The organism is Aromatoleum petrolei (assembly GCF_017894385.1).
Lineage (GTDB): Bacteria > Pseudomonadota > Gammaproteobacteria > Burkholderiales > Rhodocyclaceae > Aromatoleum > Aromatoleum petrolei.
Genome location: NZ_CP059560.1, coordinates 4355208 through 4378140, shown reverse-complemented (window position 1 = coordinate 4378140; position 22933 = coordinate 4355208). Strand labels below are relative to the sequence as shown.

The following is a 22933-nucleotide window of genomic DNA, read 5'->3' as shown; positions in this document are numbered from 1 at the left end:
GCGATATTGTACAAAATTTACCTTTGTCAAGGATAGTCGCGATGCATCCGCCGGCCGGGGCTCACGTGCGATCCAGCTCGTCCCAGCGCCCCAGTTGACGCGCGACCAGGATCCAGCAGCCCGTCAACGGCACTGCAGCCAGCGCGATCGCGCCCACTGACAGACCCAAGGCCGCGAGCCCCGCGTAGATCCAGCCGCTCGCAAGATCGCCGCCGCGATACACCACGGCGTCGATGAAGGTCTTGGCCTTGTATCGCTCCTCACGACCGACCAGCGTGAACAGCACCTCGCGTGCAGGCTTTGCGAGCGCATGGCGGGTGCTGTCGTAGAGCACGCGCACGGCCACCAGCGCGGCGAGTGCTGGCGCAATGCCGAGCACCACGAAACCGACGAGCGCCACGACCGGGAGCAGGGCCAGCGTCAGCCCCACCCCGATACGATGCAGAATGTGGGCGGTGAGGCAGACCTGCATCACGATCGTCACCCCATTCACGACAGCATCCACGCGGGCGAGGAAGACCCGCCGCAGCGCCCGGTCGGAATAGGCCTCGCCGAGCATGTGCGCCTGGACGAAGTACAGGATGGTCGAGGCGAAGGTCATCAGCAGCAGCCACAGTGCGATGCGCAGCAAGGCCGGGGAACGGAACACGAGCGGCGCCCCGCTCCACGCGCTGCCGCCGATGCGCGCCTCCGGTTCGCGTGCGAGCACAGCCGGCCGGCGTTGCGCATGGCGATCGAGCGCCCGCGTGCACCACGACGCCGCCTCCAGCGGCAGCACGGCGATCAGCAGGAGCAGGAACACCGGCACATGCTGCGCCAGCACCGCGGTCGTCGCCGACCCCGCGATGCCGCCGAGCGAGGAGCCGACCGCGATGAAGCCGAACAGGCGCTTGCCCTGTTCGTGACGGAAGAGATCCGCGACGAAGCCCCAGAACACCGTGACGACGAACAGCGCGAACACGCTCGTCCACACGTAGAACACGCGGTCTATCCATGCCCGCGCCGACTCGGGCAGCAGATACAGCGCGGCATAGAAGGCGAGCAGGTTGGCCGCGAAGAAGCGGTTCGCCAGCGGCACGAACACCGCCCGCGGCCAGCGCGCCACCGCCGCCGAATACAGCGGCACCGCCAGCAGCATCACGACGAACACGGCGGTCCACAGGATCTGCAGATTGCCGCGGTCCGCCGCGCCGATCTCGTCGCGCACCGGACGCAACAGGTAGTAGGAATACAGAATCGCGAAGCCGCAGGCGGTCGCGAGCAGCAAGGGCAGCGTCTCGCCCTCGCGAACCGGCACCACCCGACGGACGAGCGCCCCGAACATCGCCCACCCGTCCTCAGCGCGCGACGCCCATCACCTGCCGCAGCTCGCGCGCCGTCAGCGCCCGGCCGAACACCGGCGAACCGACATCGAAATCCCTGGCACGCGCCAGCCCCCCGACCGGCACCGGCTCGAAGCCGGCGTCCTCGACCAGGCGCGCGGCAACCGCCAGCGCGTCGCGGTCGTCGGCCGCGAGCGGCACGCCGATACGCTCGCCGTCACGATGCGCCTCACCGCGCAGCGCGGTATGCGGCACAGACGTGAAGGCCCGCACCAGGCGCACGCCGGGCAGGTATTCGGCCGACGCCACCCCGGTGCCCCGCTCCAATGCCGGCGTCGCCATCGGTCCGTCGCGCTCGCGTCGCGGATTGCCGGTTTCCAGCACCACCTTCCTCGCCATCAGCCCCGCATAGTCGCGTCCCACCTGAGGCAGCGCCCCGTAGGGCACCGCAATCAGCACGACGTCGCCGAATTCCGCCGCCTCGCGCGGCGTGCCGATCCGCACGTTCGCGCCCAGGCGTGCGGCGAGGGGCTTCAGGTCGTCCGGATGGCGCGACGAGATCAGCAACTCGTGACCGGCCCTCGCCCACAGCTCGGCCAGCGCGCCGCCGATCCGCCCGGTGCCGATGATGCCGATGCGGAAACCGTCCGACGCGCCAAACGCAGCACGCGGCAGCATGGCCAGCGCAACCGTCGCCGCGGCGGCAAGGATCAAGTTGCGGCGCCGGGGATCGGGGACCGCATCGGAACGGAAACGCGTAGTCATGCTTGCCTCCGCAGCAATATGAACCCGGCGGTCGATTACGTCATGCCGGGCCGAGTCAAAGCAGTTGCTCCCTCCCCGTCGAGGGGAGAGCTGGGGGCGGGATGGGTCAAGCCGATGCGGCGGAATCCCATCCCCCTCCTGGCCTCCGGGCCAAAGTGCTCAGGCGTCGATCGAATCGATATGGCGCTTCCAGAACGCCGCATCGGGAAGCGTGCCGATGGCCGCACGCACGTTGTCCACCATGTGCTCCGGCCGCCCGGTCCCCGGAATCGCGCAGGTCACGGCCGGATGGCTCAACACGAACTTCAACAGCACCTGCGCCCAGCTTGTCGCCCCGATCTCCGCCGCCCACGGCGGCAGCGGCCGCTCACGCAGGCGGCGCAACACCCCGCCGCCGCCGAAGGGCCTGTTGATCAGCACCGCCATGCCGCGCTCGGCCGCCAGCGGCAGGATGCGCCGCTCCGCCTCCCGTTCGTCGACCGAATAATTGACCTGCAGGAAGTCGAACTGTGCCTCGCGCATCACCGCCTCCAGCTCGCCATAGGCACCGCTCGTGTAATGCGTGATGCCGATATAACGCACGCGCGCCGCGGCCTGCCAGGCGCGCAGCGTCGACAGGTGCACGCGCCAGTCGACCAGGTTATGCACCTGCATCAAATCCAGGCGTTCCACCTGCAGCAGCCGCATCGACTCCTGCATCTGCCGAATCCCCTCGGCCCGCCCGCGCGTCCACACCTTGGTCGCGACGAAGGCGCGGTTGCGCAGCCCGCCCGCAGCAAGCAGCTCCCCCGTCACCGCCTCCGCCCGCCCGTACATCGGCGAGGTATCGATCACCGACCCGCGGGCCTCGAACAGGGTCCGCAACACCTCCGGCAGCCGGCGATACTCCGCCGACTCGCGCGGCACGTCGAAACCCACGTAGGTGCCGAGGCCAATCACCGGCAACGGCTCCTGGGTCGAAGGAATCGAGCGCGTCGGCATCGCAGCGCCGGAAGACTCGTCGGGCGTCTGCGCCCTCGCTCCGCCGCCGACGAGAAGCCCCGCCGCCGCGCCCGCCGCAAGGCGCAGGAATTCCGCCCGCGTCATTCCGCGACCGGCAATCATCGGGGACGACGGACCGGACATGCACCCTTCCTCCACAAGACGGCCGCAGCACGGCCTTCGCAAGCTCAGACCACGACAACGCCCCGCAAGTGCCGCGACGCGCGGGAAATCCGGCGCCGGCGGATACATCCATTTCGTCGCGATTTCCCGCTTGAGCGACCTGGCATCCTCCCGCATCAAGGATGCGTTGCGGGTCCCAGCCCTCTGTGTACAGCGCGACCGAGGGGCCCAGGTCCACGCAGGTCATGTACTTCGGCTGGCTGTAGGGGTGCAGCGGCACATCGACCAGCTCGTCGGCCACAACCGCCATATACGTCTCCCCGAGGGGGCGGCGCAGTGCGCTCTACGGCATCCGTCCGTGGCGCTTCCGCTTTCAGCGGCTGTTGATCGAACCCAACGGCAAAGTCCGACCCAAACCTGCAGAAACGGTGATAATGGCGGCCAAATCAGTTTGAACGCTATTTCGGGATTCCCCAATGGAAATTAAGGTCAATTTTCTCGACAAGCTTCGTCTTGAAGCCAAATTTGATGACTTCACAGTGGTGGCCGATCAGCCTATCCGCTATAAGGGCGATGGCTCGGCGCCTGGCCCGTTTGATTATTTTCTGGCTTCGTCGGCTTTGTGTGCGGCGTATTTTGTGAAGTTGTACTGCGATACTCGCAATATTCCTACCGAAAACATTCGCCTGTCGCAGAACAATATTGTTGATCCGGAAGACCGCTACAAGCAGATTTTCAAGATTCAGGTCGAGTTGCCAGAGAATATCTCCGCCACAGACCGCCAGGGCATTTTGCGTTCCGTCGAGCGTTGCACGGTAAAGAGGGTGGTGCAAACCGGGCCTGAGTTTGTAATTGAAGAAGTTGAAAATCTGGATGCCGACGCTCAGGCCTTGCTGACACTGAATCCGGATTCAGACGTAAGCACCTACATTGCTGGAAAGGATCTGCCGCTGGAGAAGACTATCGCCAATATGTCGGGCGTGTTGGCAGACCTGGGCATCAAGATTGAGATCGCTTCGTGGCGCAATCTTGTTCCTAACGTGTGGTCGCTGCATATTCGGGATGCGCACTCGCCGATGTGTTTTACCAATGGCAAGGGTGCTACCAAAGAAAGCGCGCTGGCGTCGGCATTGGGCGAATTTATCGAGCGTCTGAATTGCAATCATTTTTACAACGACCAGTTCTGGGGGGAAGACATTGCCAACGCGGCGTTTGTGCATTACCCGAACGAGCGTTGGTTCATACCCGGCCCTGACGATGCGCTGCCGACCGAAATTCTCGACGAGTACTGCCTGCAGATTTACAACCCCGATGGCGAATTGCGTGGCTCGCATTTGTACGACACCAACTCCGGCAATGTGCAGCGCGGCATCTGTTCGCTGCCGTATGTTCGTCAGTCGGACGGCGCGGTGGTGTATTTTCCCGCCAATCTGATCGACAATTTATTCCTCAGCAATGGCATGAGTGCCGGCAATTCGCTGGCCGAGGCACAGGTGCAATGCCTATCGGAAATCTTCGAGCGGGCGGTAAAGCGCGAAATCCTGGAAGGCGAAATCGCGCTGCCCGATGTGCCGAACGAAGTGTTGAAAAAATATCCTGGCATCCTCGCCGGCATTGAGGAGCTGGAAAAGCAGGGCTTTCCCGTGCTGGTGAAGGATGCGTCGCTGGGCGGGGAATTTCCGGTGATGTGCGTCACCTTGATGAACCCCCGTACTGGCGGCGTATTTGCCTCGTTTGGGGCGCACCCGAGCTTGGAGGTGGCGCTGGAACGCAGCCTTACCGAGTTGCTGCAGGGGCGCAGTTTCGAAGGCCTGAACGATCTACCCCAGCCCACCTTCGAAAGTAACGCCGTGACGGAGCCGAATAACTTCGTCGAGCACTTTATTGATTCCAGCGGCGTGGTGTCGTGGCGCTTTTTCAGCAGCAAAGCCGACTATGATTTCGTCGAGTGGGATTTTTCTGGTCAGGGTGCAAACTCCAATGCCGAGGAAGCCGCAACGTTGTTCGGCATTCTCGAAGACATGGGTAAGGAAGTGTACATGGCGGTGCATGACCAGCTCGGCGCGACGGCCTGCCGCATCCTGGTGCCGGGATACTCAGAAGTCTATCCAGTGGAAGACCTGATCTGGGACAACACCAACAAAGCACTGTTGTTCCGCGCCGACATCTTGAACTTGCATCGCCTCGACGATGCCAGCCTGGGGGCGCTGCTTGAACGTCTGGAAGACAGCGAACTGGATGACTACACCGATATCATTACATTGATCGGCATCGAATTTGACGAGAATACGGCCTGGGGTCAACTAACGCTTTTGGAGTTGAAACTGCTGATTAATCTCGCCTTGAAGCAATTTGAAGCGGCGAAGGAACAGGTGGAAGCCTTCCTCCAATATAATGAAAACACGGCCGAGCGCGGGTTGTTATATCAGGCCTTGAATGTGGTGCTGGAGGTGCTGCTGGACGACGACCTTGAATTGGACGATTACGAGGTCAATTTCCGCCGGATGTTTGGCAACCCGCGGATGGACGCGGTGATAGGGGCGGTGGACGGTAGCGTGCGCTTCTTCGGCCTAACGCCGACAAGCACGAAGCTGGAAGGGCTCGACAGGCACCAGCGCCTAATCGATAGCTACAAAAAACTGCACATAGCGCGGGCCAATATGGCGGCTTGATCCAATCGGGCGCGGTCCCACGCTGGTGACGAAGGTGCCCACTGGGGGCCATCAGCGAGTGAACGGCAGCGACCCGCCGGATTGCAGCACGAGGTCGGCTCGGGCCGATCTCCCGCCGCGCAATCACCCTCCGCCCTATCGACCGCCAAGCCCCGGTGCCTGAACCTCATTCGAGCTGACCCTCAAACAGTTCGCTCACGAATCTCACGAAGGCGCAGGCGGGCCGGGGCGTGCGTTGCCCGTCCGTCGGGCGGGAAAGCGCCCTGCGAACGGCACCCTCGTTCCATCCGTAACAAGTATCCCAGACGCGAAGACAAGCCACTTTCCACGGGCTATAAAACAAGTGTCGGCTGCGCAATCAAACGGGATGAAGGCTCGCCCGGCATCGCTCAGCCGGCTGCATGCTGTTTGCGGCTGACTTCCGCCCCGCTGCCGGTCCCGGCGGGTGGACCAAGCGGGGGGCTCCGTCGATCCAGCCTGGAAATGCAGACCCTGGAGATCGTGATGCTTGCGCGTGCCGATGACGCCCCTCGCCGCGAACCCGTGCCGCATCGCTGGCACGTGCTGCAGATGTTGCGATCCATGCATGCGGGGCATCCCTTCATACACCTGTGGGATCTCTCCTGCCTCACTCACCTCGAAGGCGCGCCGATGGCAGTGCATTACTTCGGATTTCTCGAGCGCAATGGCTACATCGTGCCCTGCGCGAAGGAAGGGACGCGCTCGCACTATTACACCCTGTCCGCCGACGGGGTCGCGCTCTACGAGGCCGGCGAAAGGTGGTGGCGCTCGCTGCGCTGGCGACAGAAGTATCTGGTGATCTGGCACGGCTGAAGCCGCACCGGGCGGCAGCCTGCGCGTGCGATCTCATGATTTTCTGTAGGTCGATTCCGCGGACTTATGGACGCAGGACTGTGCGCGGATCCTTAAAGTTGGTACAAACGCCACACGCGGCGTACTCCAACCGACAGGATCCGGAATCATGTTCGCTTCCACCCGCAACGCCCTCGCCCCCTCCCTGCGTACCCGGCTTCGACCGCTTCCCTTGGCGCTGCTCGCCTGTGTGGGGGCATCCACCGTGCGGGCCGCGGAGCCCGCTCCGATATTGAACCCGGTGGTCGTCACGGGCAGCCGCGTCGAGGCCGAGAGCTTCGATCTGCCCTTCTCCGTGGACGCGGTCGATATGCAGGGGGTGCAGGCGGGCAATCTCGGCGTGAATGCGTCGGAGGCGCTCGCGGGGGTGCCGGGGCTGGTGGTGCAGAACCGTCAGAACTACGCGCAGGACCTGCAGATTTCGGTGCGCGGCTTCGGCAGCCGGGCGGCCTTCGGCGTGCGCGGCGTGAAGCTGATCGCCGACGGCATTCCCGCCAGCACGCCAGACGGTCAGGGCCAGGCGGCGACTTTCAATCTCGACACGGCCGAACGCATCGAGGTGATGCGCGGGCCCTTCTCGACCGTGTATGGCAACCATGCCGGGGGCGTGATCCAGCTGTTCTCGCGCGACCCGAAGGGTGCGCCGACGGTGCGCGGCGGGGTGCTGGGCGGTTCGTGGGGCACGACCAAGGTCGATATCGGTGCGGAAGGCGAGAAGAACGGAGTGGGTTACGTCGTGGATGCGTCGCGCTTCGATACCGACGGCTATCGGGACCACAGCGCGGCGACGCGCGACCAGCTGTTCGGCAAGCTGGTGTTCCGGCCCGACCAGGAAAGCAAGCTGACGCTGGTGGCGAACGCGCTGCGGCAGGACGACACGGATGACCCGCTGGGGCTAACCTGGGACACCTTCAAGGACGATCCGCAGGACGTGGAGAGCGTCGCCGAGACCTTCAACACGCGCAAGAGCATCGACCACCGCCAGGGCGGCGCGACCTACGAGCGGCGCTTCGGCGCGGGTCGGCTGCATCTGTCGGCTTACGCGGGCGAGCGCAGCGTGACGCAGTTCCAGGCGATCCCCACGGCGGTTCAGAACATCGCAACGCGGCCCCGTCATTCGGGCGGGGTCATCGATTTCGATCGCAGCTTCCACGGAATGGGCGCGCGCTGGACACATACGCTGACGGCGGGCCCCGGCGACCTGACGCTGACCGCCGGCGTCGACTACGACCGCTCGGAAGATGCGCGCAAGGGCTTCGAGAATTTCCTCGGCAGCGCCTTCGCCCCGAGCGCGGTGGGCGTGAAGGGACGGCTTCGCCGGAACGAGACCGACACGGTCACGAGCGTCGATCCGTATGTGCAGGGCAGCTGGAAGCTCGACAAGTGGACGCTGCAGGCGGGCCTGCGCCACAGCGACGTGAAGTTCGAGGTGGACGACAAGTACATCGTGACGGGCAATCCCGACGACAGCGGCGACATCCGCTATCGCAAGACGACTCCGGCGCTGGGCATCGTCTATCACCTGAGCCCGGTCGTGAACCTGTATGCGAGTGCGGCGCGCGGCTTCGAGACGCCAACCCTGACGGAGCTCTCCTATTCCGGCACGACCTCGACGGACGGCTTCAACTTCGGCCTGAAGCCGGCCACTAGCAAGCAGTACGAATTGGGCGCGAAGGCTTTCGTCGGGGAAAACACCCGCGTGAACGTCGCCCTGTTCGAGATCCGCACCAAGGACGAACTGGTGGTGGATAGCGCCCTGGGCGGGCGCACGGTGTTCAAGAACGCAGGTTCGACCTTGCGCCAGGGCGTCGAGTTTGCCGCCGATACGGAGTTCGCGCGGAATTGGCGCGGGAGACTGTCGCTGACGAGGCTGCACGCGGTCTACGACGACGACTTCGTCGCAGGCGGCCGGACGATTGAGGACGGCAAGCGCATCCCCGGCATCCCCGCGCTGTCGGCCTACGCCGAACTGGAATGGAAGCCGCGGGCAGGACTGGCGACCGCCGTCGAAGTCCTGCATCGGGGCAAGGTCTACGTCGAGGATACGAACACCAAGCGCGCCGCGCCCGGTTACACGCTGGCCAACCTGCGCCTGACTGCCGAGCAGCGTTCGGGGCACTGGACCTTCCAGGAAATGGTGCGCGTGGATAACCTGTTCGACAGGGAACACGTCGCCTCGGTGATCGTCGGCGACGGCAACGACCGCTTCTATGAACCCGGCCCGACCCGCAGCGTGTATGCGGGCATCAAGACGAGCTACCGCTTCTGACCGGCACCGTACTCCTCCTTCGCGGCGCCCTCCTCCAATACGGCGACCGTATGCGCCCTGCCCGGCTCGTTCGGGCGGGGCTCGTTTTTTTTGTCGCCGCCCTGCTCATGGCGGGCGCCGTGGTGCGGGCCGCGGACGAGGTCATCGTGCGCGAGCTGCAGCCGCTTGCCTACGCGGACGCCCGTGCGGCACTGCTCGACGCGTTCGTCGACGAGGGGCTGGCACCGCCGGCGGTGAGCCGGTTCGGTGAAATGCTCGCGCGCACGGCGCCGGATCTCGGCCATCGCGCGGATTTCTACGGCGACGCCGAGATATTCTCCTTCTGCAGCGCGCAGGTGTCGGGCCGGATGGTCGCCGAGGACGTGCGCAACATCGCGCTGTGCCCGATGACGGTGGCGCTGTACACGCTGCCCGGCAGGCCGCGCACCGTCTTCCTGGCCGCGCGACCGCCGGCGCTGCAGTCGCCCGCGGGGGCGTTCGCAACCACGCTTCTGCGCCGCATCGTGGAGCGCACGGTCGACAATGCTGGGCTGAGGCACTGAGCTTGCGAAGGCTGCAGCCGGCGCAATTGCTCTCTCCCCTTCAGGGGGAGGAACCGGCGACCAGGCCGGCAGCCGTCTCCTCCGCCCATTTCGTGAGATATTGAGTGCCCTGCCGTCATTTCGGCATCTCCCTGTCACCGTAATACGTTAGATTTGCGGGAGTTGTCCCCAGCAAATCAGGTGGTGTGTGAAAGCTCCGCAGCTCAACCGGGTCGTGCTCATCGCGTACGCCGCAGTGATCGCGCTGGCTGGGTTCGGCTTCTACGAGCTGTGGTCCTTCCGCGTCGCCGCGGCGCTGCGCCTTTCGGGGGAGAGCCTGCAGGCGATGAGCGGCGCACTCGATGCCACGGCGAAGTCCGCAACCGACCACGTCGCGATCCTGCGGGTCGAGGCGGAACGCGCGATGCGCGACGAGGTCGTCCATGCACGCAGCCCGCTGCGCAAGGCCTTCGCGACGTTCCCCGAACCCGGCCTGTTCGCCACGACGCACGTTCCCGAGGATGTACCGCCCGGCCTGGGTGCGTATGTCTTCGGCCGCGGCGATCCCGCAGCCCTCCCCGCACCGATGGAGCGCGAGATCGAGGTCGCGCTGCACCTGATCCCCGTGTTCCAGCGCGTGCGCGAAAACGTTCCCCAGGCGGCCTGGGTGTATTACACGTCACGCGCGGGCTTCGTCAGCGTCTACCCGCTGGACGCGCAGTCGAAGTACCTGTCGTGGCGCGACGAGATGCTGACGCACCCCGTCGTGACACGCGCCGCACCCGAGAACAATCCCGAGCAGGCGTTGAAATGGAGCGAGGCTTACGTCGACGAAGCCGGCAAGGGCATCATGAGTTCGGTGACCGCACCGGTCTACGATGCTGCCGGCCGCTTCCGCGCCATCGTCGCGCTCGACATCACGCTTACCACGCTGAACGGCTACCTCGCCGGCCCCGGGATGGAGATCGGCCGGATTTTCGTCGCCAACGAACAGGGCCAACTGATCGCAGACCCCGCGGTGGTCAAACCGGGGGATTCGGAAATCCGCCTCGTCGACCGCACGCTGCCACGCGAGCTGTCGGGCCGGCTGCCGGATCTCGTCGACGTCACGCAAGCCGACTACAGCGGGCACGAAGGCTGGCTGCTCGCAGGTGTACGCTTGAGCAATGCGCCGTGGACGGTGTATCACGTGGTCGATCGGTCGGAATTGGGCCGGACCACGCTGCTGCACATGCACGTCGAGATCATCGCGCTGCTGCTGATCGTGCTGGCCGGCGTGCTGCTGGAACAGCGCCGCCGCGCGGCGCACCGGCTGCGGCTGTTCAAGGTCGCGGTCGATGCGAGCACTTCGGGCATCGTCATCACCGACCGCTCGGCGACGATCGGGTATACGAATCCCGCGTTCTCGCGCATCACCGGCTACCCTGCGCACGAGGCGGTCGGGCGGACGCCGGCGCTGTTTCGCTCCGGCAAGACGCCGCGAGAGGTGTACGAGGACCTGTGGAAGGTGATCCTGCGGGGCGACAGCTGGCAGGGCGAAATGCTCAACCGGCGCAAGGACGGCGAGCTGTACTGGAGCGACCTGCGCATCGCGCCCATCCTCTCCCCCGGCGGCGAACCGCATCAGTTCGTCGGGGTGATGAACGACGTCTCCGGGCAGAAGGAGGCGATGCAGGCGCTGGTCGACAGCGAAACGTACAACAAGACACTGTTCGAGCATTCTCACATCGCGCAGGTGATCCTCGACCCCGGCACGCGCCGCTTCATCGACTGCAACGACGCGGCGGCGGCCCTGTGCGGGTACCCGGACCGGCGCAGCATGATCGGCCGCTCCCCGCTCAACCTCGCCGCGCCGGTGCAGCCGGACGGGCGCCCGTCGGGCGAGGCCGGCAATGAGCGGCTCGCGCGCTGCCTGGACGCGCGCGAAAGCGTGTTCGAGTGGCGCAACCGCCGCCCGGACGGCGAGGAGTGGGATGCCGAGATCCGCTGCATGAGCTTCCGCCATGGCGACCGAACGCTGCTGCAGTTGAGCATGCAGGACATCACCGAGCGCAAGCGCATCGAAACTCGCATGAAGCAGGCGATGGTCGTGTTCAACGCGTCGAACCAGGGAATCATGACCACCGACGCGAATGCGAAGATCACGGCCGTCAATCCGGCATTTACCGCGATCACCGGTTATACCGCGGACGAAGTGCTCGGGCACCGTCCGTCGATGCTCTCTTCCGGGCGCCACGATGCGGCCTTTTACACGAACATGTGGGATTCGCTGAACCACAAGGGCCTGTGGGAATCGGAGATCTGGAACCGGCGCAAGAATGGCGAGATCTACCCGCAGTGGCAAACGATCTCCGCGATCTATGGCGACCGCGGCAAGATCGCGGGATTCATCTCGCTGTTCAACGACATCACCCAGCGCAAGCAGCAGGAAGAAGCGATCTGGCGCCAGGCCAACTTCGACCCGCTCACCGGCCTCGCCAACCGCAGCCTGCTGCAGGACCGCCTCGACCAGGCGATGACGCATGCGCGGCGCTACCGTAGCCGCGTGGGCCTGCTGTTCCTCGACCTGGACGGGTTCAAGTGGATCAACGACACGCTGGGGCACGACACCGGCGACGAACTGCTGGTCGAAGTCGCGCGCCGCCTGACCTTCTGCGTGCGCGAGCAGGACACCGTGGCGCGCTTCGGCGGCGACGAGTTCACGATCGTCGTGCACGACCTCGCCGAGCCCGAGGACCTGAACGCGATCGCCGAGAAGATCGTCAGCGTGCTGCGCGATCCGTTCTCGCTGGGCGGCATGCAGCACCGCATGTCGGGCAGCGTCGGCATCACCGTCTACCCGGACGACGGCGACGACGTGCAGACGCTGTTCCGCAACGCCGACATCGCGATGTACAAGTCCAAGCAGGCCGGCAAGAACCGCTTCCAGTTCTACGCCCGCGAGATGCAGAGCGACGCGCTGGCGCGCCTGAAGCTCGAGGCGGACCTGCGCACCGCGCTCGAACAGCAGGCCTTCTCGCTGCACTATCAGCCCATCGTCGATGCCGACAGCGGCGAACTGGTCGGCGCCGAGGCGCTGATCCGCTGGACCCACCCCGAGCGCGGCCCGGTCTCGCCGCTCGAGTTCATCCCCGTGGCCGAGGACAGCGGCCTCATCATCGGCATCGGCGAATGGGCGCTGCGCGAGGCTGCGCGCCAATCCCGGGCCTGGCGCGAACAAGGGCACCGGACGCTGCGGCTGGCAGTGAACATGTCCGGAGTGCAGTTCCGCGAAGCCGGCCTGCCCGACCTGGTCGCCGGCGTGCTGAACGAGTTCGGCATGGACCGCGGCAGCCTCATGGTCGAGATCACCGAGTCGGTGCTGATGGGCGGCAGCGAATCGATGGAGACGCGCATGCGCGACATCAAGGCGCTGGGCATCGGCTACGCGCTGGACGACTTCGGCACCGGCTTCTCGTCGCTGTCCTATCTCAAGCGCTTTCCCGTCGACATCGTCAAGATCGACCGCAGCTTCATCAACGACTGCCCGGACGACCGCAACGACGCGCATCTCGTCGAGGCGATCATCAACATGGCGCACAGTCTCGGACTGCACGTCACCGCGGAAGGCGTCGAGACCACGGAACAGGTGAGCTTCCTGCGCGAGCTCGGCTGCGACTTCCTGCAGGGCTACCTCATCGGCAAGCCGCTGCCGGCGGAGGCATTCGAGGCAATGCTGCAGAAGCATTTCCTGCTGGCCTCGGTCGACGATCTCGGCCCGGAAGAGTCGCGCCTGCTCACCGCCTTGCGGCGCGATGACCTCGACATCGACGCCTGGCTGCGCCGGCTGCTCGGCGAACGCTCGCCCGATCTGGCCGCGTTCCTGGAACGGGAAGAGTGGAGGCGGCACGGACTGGACCTGAAGCAGACCATCGAGGCCCACCTCAATTGGCGCAAGCGGCTCAACGCCTATGTCAGCGGGCGATCCAGCGCCGACGCGCTGGACGATGCCGAAGCAAGCTCGGAGAGCCTGTGCGAGCTGGGCCGCTGGATAGACGGCAACGGCGCCCTGCCCGCCGATCGCCTTGCGCATCTCGCGCGCATGCACAAGGACTTCCACAGGCTGGCGGGCCAGATCGTCGCCGACTATAACCATGGCTATCAGGCCTCGGCGCGGCGCGCGCTCGCCGGCCTGAAGTTCCGCGCGGCATCGCGCGACCTGGTGATCGCGCTGATCGATTGTTTCGACGACCGGAGCGGCTCCGGCGGCTGAGCACCGCCCCCATCCCTTCCCCCCGAGTTTCCCCGACGACAGGAGTCGAGTCCATGCTGACAGCCACGCAAAAGAAGACCGCCGAGAGCATCGTCAATCTTTTCGAGACCGGACAAGTGCTGGGCGACTACGGCATGGTCACGATCATCCGCGGCGACACCGGCCACCTCACCTACGGACGCTCGCAGACGACGCTCGGCTCGGGCAACCTCGCCAAGCTGCTGCGCCAGTACTGCACGGCGCCCGGCGCCGAATTCGCCCCGCTGCTCGAGCGCTACCTGCCGCGCTTCGATGCCGTCGACCTCGCGCTGGACAGCGACGGCGCGCTGCACAACATCCTGCGCGCGGGCGCCGACGACGCGGTGATGCGCGACGTGCAGGACGCCTTCTTCGACGAGCACTACTGGCAGCCGGCGATGCGCACGGCCGCCCGCGAGGGCATCGCCTCGCCTCTGGGCTGCGCCGTGGTGTATGACAGCTTCGTGCACGGCGCATGGAAGGCGATGCGCGACCGCTGCAACGCCGCGCACGGAAGCGTGGCCGACGCGGGCGAACGGAAATGGATCGCCGGCTACGTGGCGACGCGGCGCGCCTGGCTTGGCGGCCATGCGCGCGCCGACCTGCGCCCCACCGTGTATCGCATGGATGCCTTCCAGCGCCTGATCGACCAGGGCTACTGGAACCTCGAGCTGCCTCTGGTCGTGCGCAACGCCGAGATCTCGCCCGCGACGCTGTCCGCCCTGCCGCCGGGCTGCTTCGACGGCCCGGCCCCGGGTTCGCGCCCGCTCGCGGTCGGCTCGCCGATCATGCGCGGGCTCGATGTGCGCCGCCTGCAGCTGGGTCTGTCGCTGCGCGGCGTTGACATCAAGGCCGACGGCCTCTTCGGCCAGACCAGCGCGCGCTGCATCAAGGCCTGGCAGGCGAAGAACGGCCTGCCCGCCACCGGCGTCGCCGACATCGCCCAGGTCGCGCGCCTTTGCGCGTTCGATGACGTCACGGCTTGACACAGGCCGGGTTTGACAAAGGGGTAGGCGGGCTCTACACAGATAATTAAACAGAATAAATGCGCGGCGCCGCCCCGTCCCGGGCGCGGCAGCCCACATACCCCGACAGCAAGGTTGCGCCCGATTCCGACCGCATTGCTCCGGCATGCGGGCAGCAGGGGCCGCCGCGGGAGGCGGGGATGCTCCACATCCGAAGGAGACTCTCATGGCAAGGCGCGCGCTCTGCATCGGCATCAACAACTACCCCGGCACCGACAGCGACCTCTCCGGCTGCGTCAATGACGCCAGCGACTGGGGGGCCGCGCTCACCGAACGCGGCTTTTCGACAAGCAAGCTGCTCGACTCGGCAGCGACCAAGTCGGCGATGGTGCAGGCCATCGACACGCTCGTCACCGGTGCGGCGAAGGGCGACACGATCGTGCTCACCTATTCGGGCCACGGCACCTGGCTGCCCGACACCGACGGCGACGAGCCCGACGCGCGCGACGAGGCCTTGTGCCCGTGGGACATCGACAGCGGCAACGTGCTGCTCGACGACGAACTGCACGACCTCTTCAGCCGGCGTGCGGGCGGTGTGCGCATCGTCCTCATCTCCGACAGCTGCCATTCCGGCACCGTCACGCGCGGCGACGAGAGCGATCTCGACCCCGGCATGCCGCGCGCCCGCTTCCTGCCCCCGTCGGTGTGGATGAAGCGCGAAGCCCTGCCCGCGGACACGACGCGCCCGACGCGGCTGTCCGGCGGCTTCACGCGCGCCGGCGGCGACCTGCTGCTGGCGGGCTGCCTCGACACCCAGTTCAGCTGGGACACCAGCTTCAACGGCCGCCCCAACGGCGCCTTCACCTTCTATGCACTGAAAACGCTGAAAAACCTGCCCGCGACGGCGACCTACGAGCACTGGTTCAGGGAAATCCGCAACTATCTGCCCTCCACCCGCCTGCCGCAGGATCCGCAGATCTTCGGCACCCGCAGCGCGCGCCGCTTCAAGGTGTTCGCGTAACGCCCCGCGCCGGCCCCTCGACGGCCGGCGCGTCCATCCCCACCGCCGCAGGAGGCCAGGATGCCGGCACCCCGCAAACCGAGCGAACTCGTCTTCCACCTGCCGGGCACCGCGCGCGAAGCCGACGCCCTGCCCGCAGCCCTGAAGGCAGGCACGCGCGCGGCCGACACTGCGGCCCCCGATCCCTTCCTCGACGGCGTCGTCGCGGTGCAGGCCAGCTATGCGCTGAGCGCGCCGGGCCGCGACGCGGCCGCCACGACCGACGCGCGCCTGCGCGAGGACAGCCTCCTCGCGCTGGAAGCGGGCGACGGCACCACCGTGTTCATCCGCGCCGACAAGCTCCGCGAAGACCTCGCGCGGGTGCGCCCCGACGCCGTGCGCGCCGACGGCTCGATCGACTTCGCCGCCCTGCGCGACCCGGCCGCGGCGGCGCGCGGCATTCCCGACTGGCTATGGTCGGGCGTATCGGTGCTCACGCTGGGGCACGACGCGATCGCCGACGCCGCGCGCGACAAGGCGCTGGAATGGCTGCAGGACTGGCTGGGCGAGCGCGCGGAGGATCTCGCCTCCGCCGGCGCCTCGTGGCTGGGCGCGAAGGCCTTGATGTGGGCGATCGAAAGCCGCCTCGCGGGCGAACCGGGGCTCTACCAGTGGCGCGACGGCGACGGCCTCGGCAGTTCGGACCGCTGCGCCGCCAACGACCCGCGCCTCGCCGCGATCGGCGACGCGCCGATGCTGCTTTTCATCCACGGCACGGCCTCGCACACGCTGGGGAGCTTCAAGGATCTGCGCGCCGGCAGCGCCGCCGCGGACTGGGATCCCCTCGCACGCCGCTTCGGCGAGCGCATCTTCGGCTTCGAGCATCGCACCTTCTCCGAAAGCCCGATCGACAACGCGTTGCAGCTCGCCCGCACGCTGCCCGCCGGCGCCCGCCTGTCGGTCGTCACGCATTCGCGCGGCGGCCTCGTCGGCGACCTGCTCTGCCTCGCGGGCCTGAGCGACGACGCCATCGCCGCGTATCGCCACGCCCCGCCGCCCAACGCGGGCGAATCCGAGCGCGAAAAGCGCCTGCGCGACCTCCTCACAGCGCGCGAGCAGGACACGCTGCGCGCATTGCGCCAGGAGCTCGCCGACAAGAACTTCCGCATCGAACGCTACGTGCGCGTGGCCTGCCCCGCGCGCGGCACGACGCTGCTCTCCGACAACCTCGACCTGTTCCTGTCCGGGCTCCTGAGCCTGACCACCCGGCTCGTCGGCGCCGTGACCGGGCCGGCCGGCGGCGCGGTGCTGTCCGCATTCAAGCGCGTCGTGCTGGAGATTGCCGACAAGCGTGTCGATGCGCGTCTCGTCCCCGGCATCGAGGCGATGCTCACCGACGCCCCGATGGGCACGCTGCTCGCGACCGCACAGCGCAAGCAGGGCATCGCGATGGCCGTCATCAGCGGCGACATCCAGGAAACCAGCATCCTGAAACGCCTCGGCGTGATGTTCACCGACTGGATGCTGTTCGACCGCCACGACAACGACCTCGTCGTCGACACCGACTCGATGTACGCGGGCCTGGCGATGCGCAACGAGGCGCGCTACCTCTTCGACCAAGGCGCCTCGGTCAATCACTTCAGCTACTTCGCCAACCGCCACACCCGCACGGCGCTGCGCGACTGGCTCACGAGCAGCGACCCGGCCACCCTGCCCACCTTCAGCGCCATCGCGCGCCGCCGCGAACCCGGTGCCGCCGAGGCACGCGAACGCGCCGCCAGCCGCACCACCCTGCGCGAGGCGCCGCGCCCCGACAGCCGCCCGGTGGTGATCTTCCTGCCGGGCATCATGGGTTCGCACCTCGAGCTGCGCAAGGAAGGGCGCAAGTCCGGCGACGGCGACCGCGTGTGGTTCGACTTCCTCGACCTCGCGACCGGCGGCCTCGCCAAGATCGCGATGGACAAGGCCGACGTGCGCGAGGAAGCACTGTTCGACATGTTCTACGGTGACCTCGCCGAGCATCTGGAGGCGACGCACCGGGTCATCCGCTTCCCCTACGATTGGCGCCGGCCCATCCATGCCCCGGGCGGCGCGGCCGAGCGCCTGTCCGACATCCTCCGGCAAGCGCTGAAGACGCACCCCAACCAGCCCGTGCGCCTGCTCGCGCACAGCATGGGCGGCCTCGTGTGCCGGACGATGATCGCGACGCACCCCGACCTGTGGGCGGAGGTCGTGCGCCGCCCCGGCGGACGGCTGGTGATGCTGGGCACGCCCAACAACGGCTCGCACCTCATGGTCGAGACCCTACTCGGCAAGTCCGGCACCATGCGCCAGCTCGCGCGCATGGACCTTGGCCACGGCATGCAGGGCGTGCTCGACATCGTAGCGGGCTTCCCCGGCGCGATGCAGCTGCTGCCGCGCCCCGGCTTCATCGACGCGGGGCCGACGCTGCACGACGACTGGCTGCGCGCCCCCATCTGGCCGGCCGCCGCCAAGGCCAACCGCGACCGCTGGTTCGGCGACGGCATCGGCGGTCAACCGAGCACCGCCACGCTCACGGCCGCGCGCGGATTGTGGGAAGGACCGCTCGCGACGAACGACGCGCCGCAGCCCGTCGAGCGCGTGAGCTACGTCTTCGGCCAAGCCGAGAACACCCCCTGCGGCACCACGCTGGAAGGCGGCCAGATCAAGCTGATCGGCACCCCGCTGGGCGACGGGTCGGTGAGCTGGGCATCCGGCCGGCTCGCGAACCTGCCCACCGAACAATACTGGTACATGCCCGTCGACCACGGCGCGCTGACCGGCACCGAGGAATACTTCCCCGCCGTCGTCGACCTGCTGCAGACCGGCACCACGAGCCGCCTCGGCCGCCTGCCCGCGACGCGCGGCGCCGCTGCCCCGACCGCGACTTACGACGCCCCGCCGCCCGTGCTGCCGACGGAGGAGGAACTCGCGTGCAGCCTCGTCGGCACGCGCCCGCGACGGCGCCGTCCGGTCACCGCGATCCACCCGCTGCAGGTGTCCGTCAGCGCGATGGACCTGCGCTTCGCGCGCCAGCCCATCCTGTGCGGCCACTACCTCGGCGACGCGATCGCCGGCGCCGAGGCCGCGATCAACGACGCGCTGGTCGACGGCGCCCTGCGCCAGCGTGAACGGCTCGGCGTGTATGCGGGCGAAATCGGCTCGGCGGCCGTCGTGCTGCAGGCACGCAGCCGGGAAGACCGCCTGCGCGGCACCGGCCGCGGCGCGGTGATCGTCGGCCTGGGGCGCTTCGGCGAACTGTCCGCCGCCGACATCGTCGAGACCGTGCGTGCCGGCGTCCTGCGCTACCTGCTCCACTCGCACGACCGCCAGGGCACCGAGGGCCACGGCGGGGACGAGGGCGCGAGCGAGCTCACGCTCGCGAGCCTGCTGATCGGCTACAACTCCACCGCCCACATCAGCGTCGACGACTCCATCGAATCCATCGTGCGCGGCGTGCTCGCCGCCAATCACCAGTTCGCCGATGCGATGCCGCTGACGCGGCTGCGGGTCGCACGTCTCGAACTGATCGAACTCTTCATGGATACCGCGATCAGCGCCGCCCGCGCGGTGCGCCAGCTGCCCGAACGCATGGCCGGCGACCTGCGCCGCCTGGAGTCGCGCATCGAGGTCGCCGAACGGCTCAACGAGGGCGAAGGCGCCCGGCCGCGCCTGTCGGTATTCGCGCCCTTCGGCTACTGGCCGCGCATGCTCGTCACCGCGGATGACGGCCCCGCGGACGGCAGTGGGCAGGCTGCGGCGGACGACAGCCGCGCGATCGCCGCACGCCTGAAATACGTGTTCCTGTCCGAACGCGCGCGCGCTGAAAGCGTCCTGCACCAGCGCCAGCCCGGCCTCGTCGAGGCGCTGGTGCGCAACGCGATCACCCAGGACCACTACAACGCCGACCTGTCGCGCACGCTGTTCCAGCTGATGGTGCCGCTGGACTTCAAGGCGGCCGCGCGCGAGGCGGAACAACTCGTCCTGGTCGTCGACGGCTACACCGCGAACCTGCCGTGGGAGATGCTGCAGGCCGACGAGCAGCCGATGGCGCTTAACACGGCGATCGTGCGCCAGTTCGCCTCCGGGCGCTTCCGCCGCAACCCGCTCAGCATCACGCGCAAGCTCGCCTGCGTGATCGCCAACCCCTCCACCCACGGCTATTACGCCCAGTTCGGCGATCCCGCGCGGGCGCTGCCCGCGCCACCGGACGACCATCTGCCCGACCTGCCCGGAGCCGCAGCCGAAGGCGCGGCGATCCGCGACCTGCTCGGAGAATGCGGCTACGAAGTCAGCTACGGCGAAGGCCAGGAGGCGCTCGACGTCTTCGCGCGCCTCTTCCGCCAGCCGTGCAAGGTGTTGGTCATCGCCGCGCACGGGGTGTTCGAGGCCACGGCGCGCGACGGCACGCGGCGCACCGGCGTCGTCCTCTCCGACGGCATGCTGCTCACCGCCGCGGAGGTGTCGCAGCTCGAAGTCGTGCCCGAGCTCGTGTTCCTCAACTGCTGCCACCTCGGCGCGATGTCCGTCGCGCCGGACACCGCCAACCGGCTCGCCTACAGCCTCGCCCGCGAGCTGATCGAGATCGGCGTGCGCTGCGTGGTCGCAGCCGGCTGGCAGGTGAATGACGAGGCCGCCCGCCTCTTCGCGACGAGCTTCTTCGAGAGCTTCGTGCGCGACGGCAAACCCTTCGGCCCCGCCGTATTCACCGCGCGCCGCGACGCCTGGGAGCAGTTCCCGCAGTACAACACCTGGGGCGCCTACCAGGCTTACGGCGATCCGCACTACATGCTGGAAGCCCCCGCCGACGACGGCACGGCGCGCGTCCCCACCAACATCGTGTCGCCGGTCGACCTCGCCGACGCCCTCGCACGCGTGCGCGTCGACCTGTCGCACCGCGCTCGCGGCGTGGCCGAGGTCGCACGCCACATTGCGGCCATCCTCGCGCATGTCCCGGCGGCGTGGAAGGATCTGCCCGAAGTGCAGGCCGCCATCGGCGCGATCTATGCGGAACTCGGCAGCGAAGGCTTCGAACGCGCCTGTGCCGCCTATCGCATCGCGCTCGCCGGCGAGGACCGCAGCGGCCGCGTGCCCGTGCGCGTCGTCGAACAACTCGCCAACCTCGAAGCACGCATGGGCGAGGCGCAGGGCGACGCCGCCCTGATCGAATCGGCCGTCGCGCGCCTCGAGAACCTTATCGCCCTGGCGAAGCCCATGCCTGCCGGCACGATCCTGCCGCCCAACGGCGAACGCTGCGCCCTCCTTGGCAGCGCGCTCAAGCGCGAAGCCGCCGTGCTCGCGGCGAAGGATGGCGACTGGCCGACCGTACGCGCGCTGCTCGCGCGGGCGCGCGAGGCCTACTTCGGGGCCGAAGGCACGCCGGGCGATGCGGGCTTCGATCCCTACCTGATGATCAACCGGCTACAGCTCGACTGGCTCCTCCTCGAAGCCGACGACGCTGCCGCGCGCAAGCGCGGCATGGATCAGGCGGCCATGTGTGCACAGGCTGCGCGCGCGCTATTCGCGCACAGCGGCGACTTCTTCGATGCGGTGAAGCCGGCCGACGCCGAACTCGCCGCGCGGCTGCTCGCGGGCGTGTGTGCCGACGACGGGCCGGCCCTCGCACGCATCTACGAGGAGGCGATCGACAGCGTGCCGCGCAGCGCGCGCAAGTTCGACTCCGTGGTGAAGCAGATCTGCCTGCTTGCGCGTCTGGCGGCCTTGCGCGGAAATCACGGCGATGCAATGCACGCCCGCGTGCTGGGCGAACTGGCACGCAACCTGGGCCAACAGGACTGCCCCGGACTGCCGCCCCCGGCGCAAGCCAAACAATCCAAACGCATCAAGCGGAATCGGTAACAAGCCTGGCTCGCCAGGGAATTGGCGATTTTCCCCAGCACCATTAAGTATTCTTAACGCATATTTCGAGATCTTTCCGAGGTATACCATTGCGCCCGGCTCCATCTGAATTCCATCAAAAAGAACGGCGAACAATGGACTCTCACGACCACTGCAACTGCAAGCACGGGCATGGGGAAGATCACTCCGAGGCCCGTCGCACCTTCCTCACGCGCGCGACCCTCGCGGCGGGCATCGCGCTGCTGGGCACCGTCTCGCAGACCCGCCCCGCGCTCGCCGGCGGCCATACGGACATCCTGCTGCTCACCTGCATGGACTTCCGCCTCATGGACAGCGTCGAGCACTACATGGCGGACCGAGGTCTCACGCACAAGTACGACCACATCGTGCTCGCCGGCGCCTCGCTCGGCGCGCTGACGGACAAATACCCCGCCTGGAACCGCACCTTCTGGGATCATCTTGCCGTCGCCATCGAGCTGCACGACGTGAAGAAGGTCGTCGTCATGGACCACCGCGACTGCGGCGCGTACAAGGCGATCCTCGGGGAAGACCTGGCGTCCGAACCCGTGCGCGAAGCCGCCGTGCACCGCGACCACCTGGATCGCCTAGCCACCGCCATCACGGACAAGCACCCCGGCCTGCAGGTGGAGACCCTGCTGATGGCGCTCGACGGCTCCGTCGAGCCGCTCGGCAACTTCGCCTGACCGCTCCTCCGCGGGCCGCGCCGCGGCTCCCCTCCTCCTTCCGGCCCGGCGGTTGGCACGTGGACTTGAAGTCCTGCCGACCGCCTCTATATCCGGAGACATGGGCGTTGCGAGCGGACGCCCGTCTCTGTCCGAAGGAGGATCATGATGTTCTACCGATCAGTGTTTCCCCGCGATCTGTTGTCCGAACTCGATCGCCTGCAGCGCGAAATGCAGCAGTCGTACGAGTTCTCTCCCAGCATTCGCGGTCTCGCGCGCGGCGGCTTCCCCGCGATGAATGTCGGCAACACGCCGCAGTCCATCGAGATCTACGCCTTCGCGCCCGGCATCGACCCGGCGACGATCGACGTGCAGCTCGAAAAGGGCGTGCTGACGGTCACCGGCGAGCGCGCGAGCGTCCTGCCACCGAAGGAAGCCAAAGCCACGGTGCATATCGACGAGCGCTTCTCCGGGCGTTTCCGCCGCGTCGTGACCCTGCCCGACGACGCCGACCCGAACGGCGTGAGCGCGAAGTACCGCGACGGCGTGCTGCACGTCAGCGTCCAGCGCAGGCAGGCCGCCCAGCCGCGCCGCATCAGCATCGAGTGA

13 protein-coding genes are annotated in these 22933 nt (G+C 67.3%); 10 read left to right on the top strand and 3 right to left on the bottom strand.

The features are described 5' to 3' along the window. Positions 1 to 61: 61 nt before the first annotated feature. The 3 genes from ToN1_RS20000 to ToN1_RS19990 form a co-directional block, all read right to left on the bottom strand. Positions 62 to 1324: an NTP/NDP exchange transporter gene (locus ToN1_RS20000; protein ID WP_169205150.1), complete on the bottom strand. Its 1263-nt coding sequence runs from the start codon at positions 1322 to 1324 to the stop codon at positions 62 to 64. Positions 1325 to 1337: 13 nt separating this feature from the next. Next, the gene (locus tag ToN1_RS19995) at positions 1338 to 2087 is read right to left on the bottom strand and encodes an NADPH-dependent F420 reductase (protein ID WP_244860837.1); all 750 of its coding nucleotides are present in this window, start codon (positions 2085 to 2087) and stop codon (positions 1338 to 1340) included. Between the two features lie 159 nt (positions 2088 to 2246). Further along, positions 2247 to 3212 (bottom strand): aldo/keto reductase, encoded by a 966-nt coding sequence (locus ToN1_RS19990; RefSeq protein WP_244860836.1) that lies wholly within the window; start codon positions 3210 to 3212, stop codon positions 2247 to 2249. A 455-nt stretch (positions 3213 to 3667) separates the two neighbouring features. On the opposite strand from ToN1_RS19990, the gene ToN1_RS19985 reads away from it, so the two are divergent. The 10 genes from ToN1_RS19985 (at position 3668) to ToN1_RS19940 (ending at position 22933) form a co-directional block, all read left to right on the top strand. Beyond that, positions 3668 to 5863, top strand: coding sequence for an OsmC domain/YcaO domain-containing protein (locus ToN1_RS19985; protein WP_169205149.1), 2196 nt, complete (start codon positions 3668 to 3670; stop codon positions 5861 to 5863). Positions 5864 to 6346: 483 nt separating this feature from the next. Then, positions 6347 to 6697 carry a hypothetical protein gene (locus tag ToN1_RS19980; RefSeq protein ID WP_244860835.1) on the top strand — a complete coding sequence of 117 codons (351 nt, stop codon included), beginning with the start codon at positions 6347 to 6349 and terminating at the stop codon, positions 6695 to 6697. 148 nt (positions 6698 to 6845) lie between these two features. Beyond that, complete coding sequence (locus ToN1_RS19975; protein WP_169205148.1) at positions 6846 to 9005, top strand: TonB-dependent receptor family protein; 2160 nt, start codon at positions 6846 to 6848, stop codon at positions 9003 to 9005. A gap of 50 nt (positions 9006 to 9055) precedes the next feature. Further along, a complete protein-coding gene (locus ToN1_RS19970; RefSeq protein WP_244860834.1) occupies positions 9056 to 9547 on the top strand; it encodes a DUF302 domain-containing protein in 492 nt (163 codons plus the stop codon). Positions 9548 to 9734: 187 nt separating this feature from the next. Further along, complete coding sequence (locus ToN1_RS19965) at positions 9735 to 13778, top strand: EAL domain-containing protein (RefSeq protein ID WP_169205147.1); 4044 nt, start codon at positions 9735 to 9737, stop codon at positions 13776 to 13778. Positions 13779 to 13831: 53 nt separating this feature from the next. Next, positions 13832 to 14782, top strand: coding sequence for a chitosanase (locus ToN1_RS19960; protein ID WP_169205146.1), 951 nt, complete (start codon positions 13832 to 13834; stop codon positions 14780 to 14782). Positions 14783 to 14987: 205 nt separating this feature from the next. Beyond that, positions 14988 to 15782, top strand: a complete 795-nt coding sequence (locus tag ToN1_RS19955; protein ID WP_169205145.1) for a caspase family protein — start codon at positions 14988 to 14990, stop codon at positions 15780 to 15782. 60 nt (positions 15783 to 15842) lie between these two features. After that, entirely contained in the window at positions 15843 to 21641 is a 5799-nt protein-coding gene (locus ToN1_RS19950; protein ID WP_169205144.1) for a CHAT domain-containing protein, read from the top strand. Between the two features lie 134 nt (positions 21642 to 21775). Then, positions 21776 to 22345 carry a carbonic anhydrase gene (locus tag ToN1_RS19945; RefSeq protein WP_169205143.1) on the top strand — a complete coding sequence of 190 codons (570 nt, stop codon included), beginning with the start codon at positions 21776 to 21778 and terminating at the stop codon, positions 22343 to 22345. Between the two features lie 147 nt (positions 22346 to 22492). Then, positions 22493 to 22933 (top strand): Hsp20/alpha crystallin family protein, encoded by a 441-nt coding sequence (locus ToN1_RS19940; RefSeq protein WP_169205142.1) that lies wholly within the window; start codon positions 22493 to 22495, stop codon positions 22931 to 22933.

Bases quoted from the DNA above. Each gene is read 5' to 3' on its own strand.
- ToN1_RS20000 (WP_169205150.1), bottom strand. From the start codon at position 1,324: ATGTTCGGGGCGCTCGTCCGTCGGGTGGTGCCGGTTCGCGAGGGCGAG.
- ToN1_RS19995 (WP_244860837.1), bottom strand. From the start codon at position 2,087: ATGACTACGCGTTTCCGTTCCGATGCGGTCCCCGATCCCCGGCGCCGC.
- ToN1_RS19990 (WP_244860836.1), bottom strand. From the start codon at position 3,212: ATGTCCGGTCCGTCGTCCCCGATGATTGCCGGTCGCGGAATGACGCGG.
- ToN1_RS19985 (WP_169205149.1), top strand. From the start codon at position 3,668: ATGGAAATTAAGGTCAATTTTCTCGACAAGCTTCGTCTTGAAGCCAAA.
- ToN1_RS19980 (WP_244860835.1), top strand. From the start codon at position 6,347: ATGCAGACCCTGGAGATCGTGATGCTTGCGCGTGCCGATGACGCCCCT.
- ToN1_RS19975 (WP_169205148.1), top strand. From the start codon at position 6,846: ATGTTCGCTTCCACCCGCAACGCCCTCGCCCCCTCCCTGCGTACCCGG.
- ToN1_RS19970 (WP_244860834.1), top strand. From the start codon at position 9,056: ATGCGCCCTGCCCGGCTCGTTCGGGCGGGGCTCGTTTTTTTTGTCGCC.
- ToN1_RS19960 (WP_169205146.1), top strand. From the start codon at position 13,832: ATGCTGACAGCCACGCAAAAGAAGACCGCCGAGAGCATCGTCAATCTT.
- ToN1_RS19955 (WP_169205145.1), top strand. From the start codon at position 14,988: ATGGCAAGGCGCGCGCTCTGCATCGGCATCAACAACTACCCCGGCACC.
- ToN1_RS19950 (WP_169205144.1), top strand. From the start codon at position 15,843: ATGCCGGCACCCCGCAAACCGAGCGAACTCGTCTTCCACCTGCCGGGC.
- ToN1_RS19945 (WP_169205143.1), top strand. From the start codon at position 21,776: ATGGACTCTCACGACCACTGCAACTGCAAGCACGGGCATGGGGAAGAT.
- ToN1_RS19940 (WP_169205142.1), top strand. From the start codon at position 22,493: ATGTTCTACCGATCAGTGTTTCCCCGCGATCTGTTGTCCGAACTCGAT.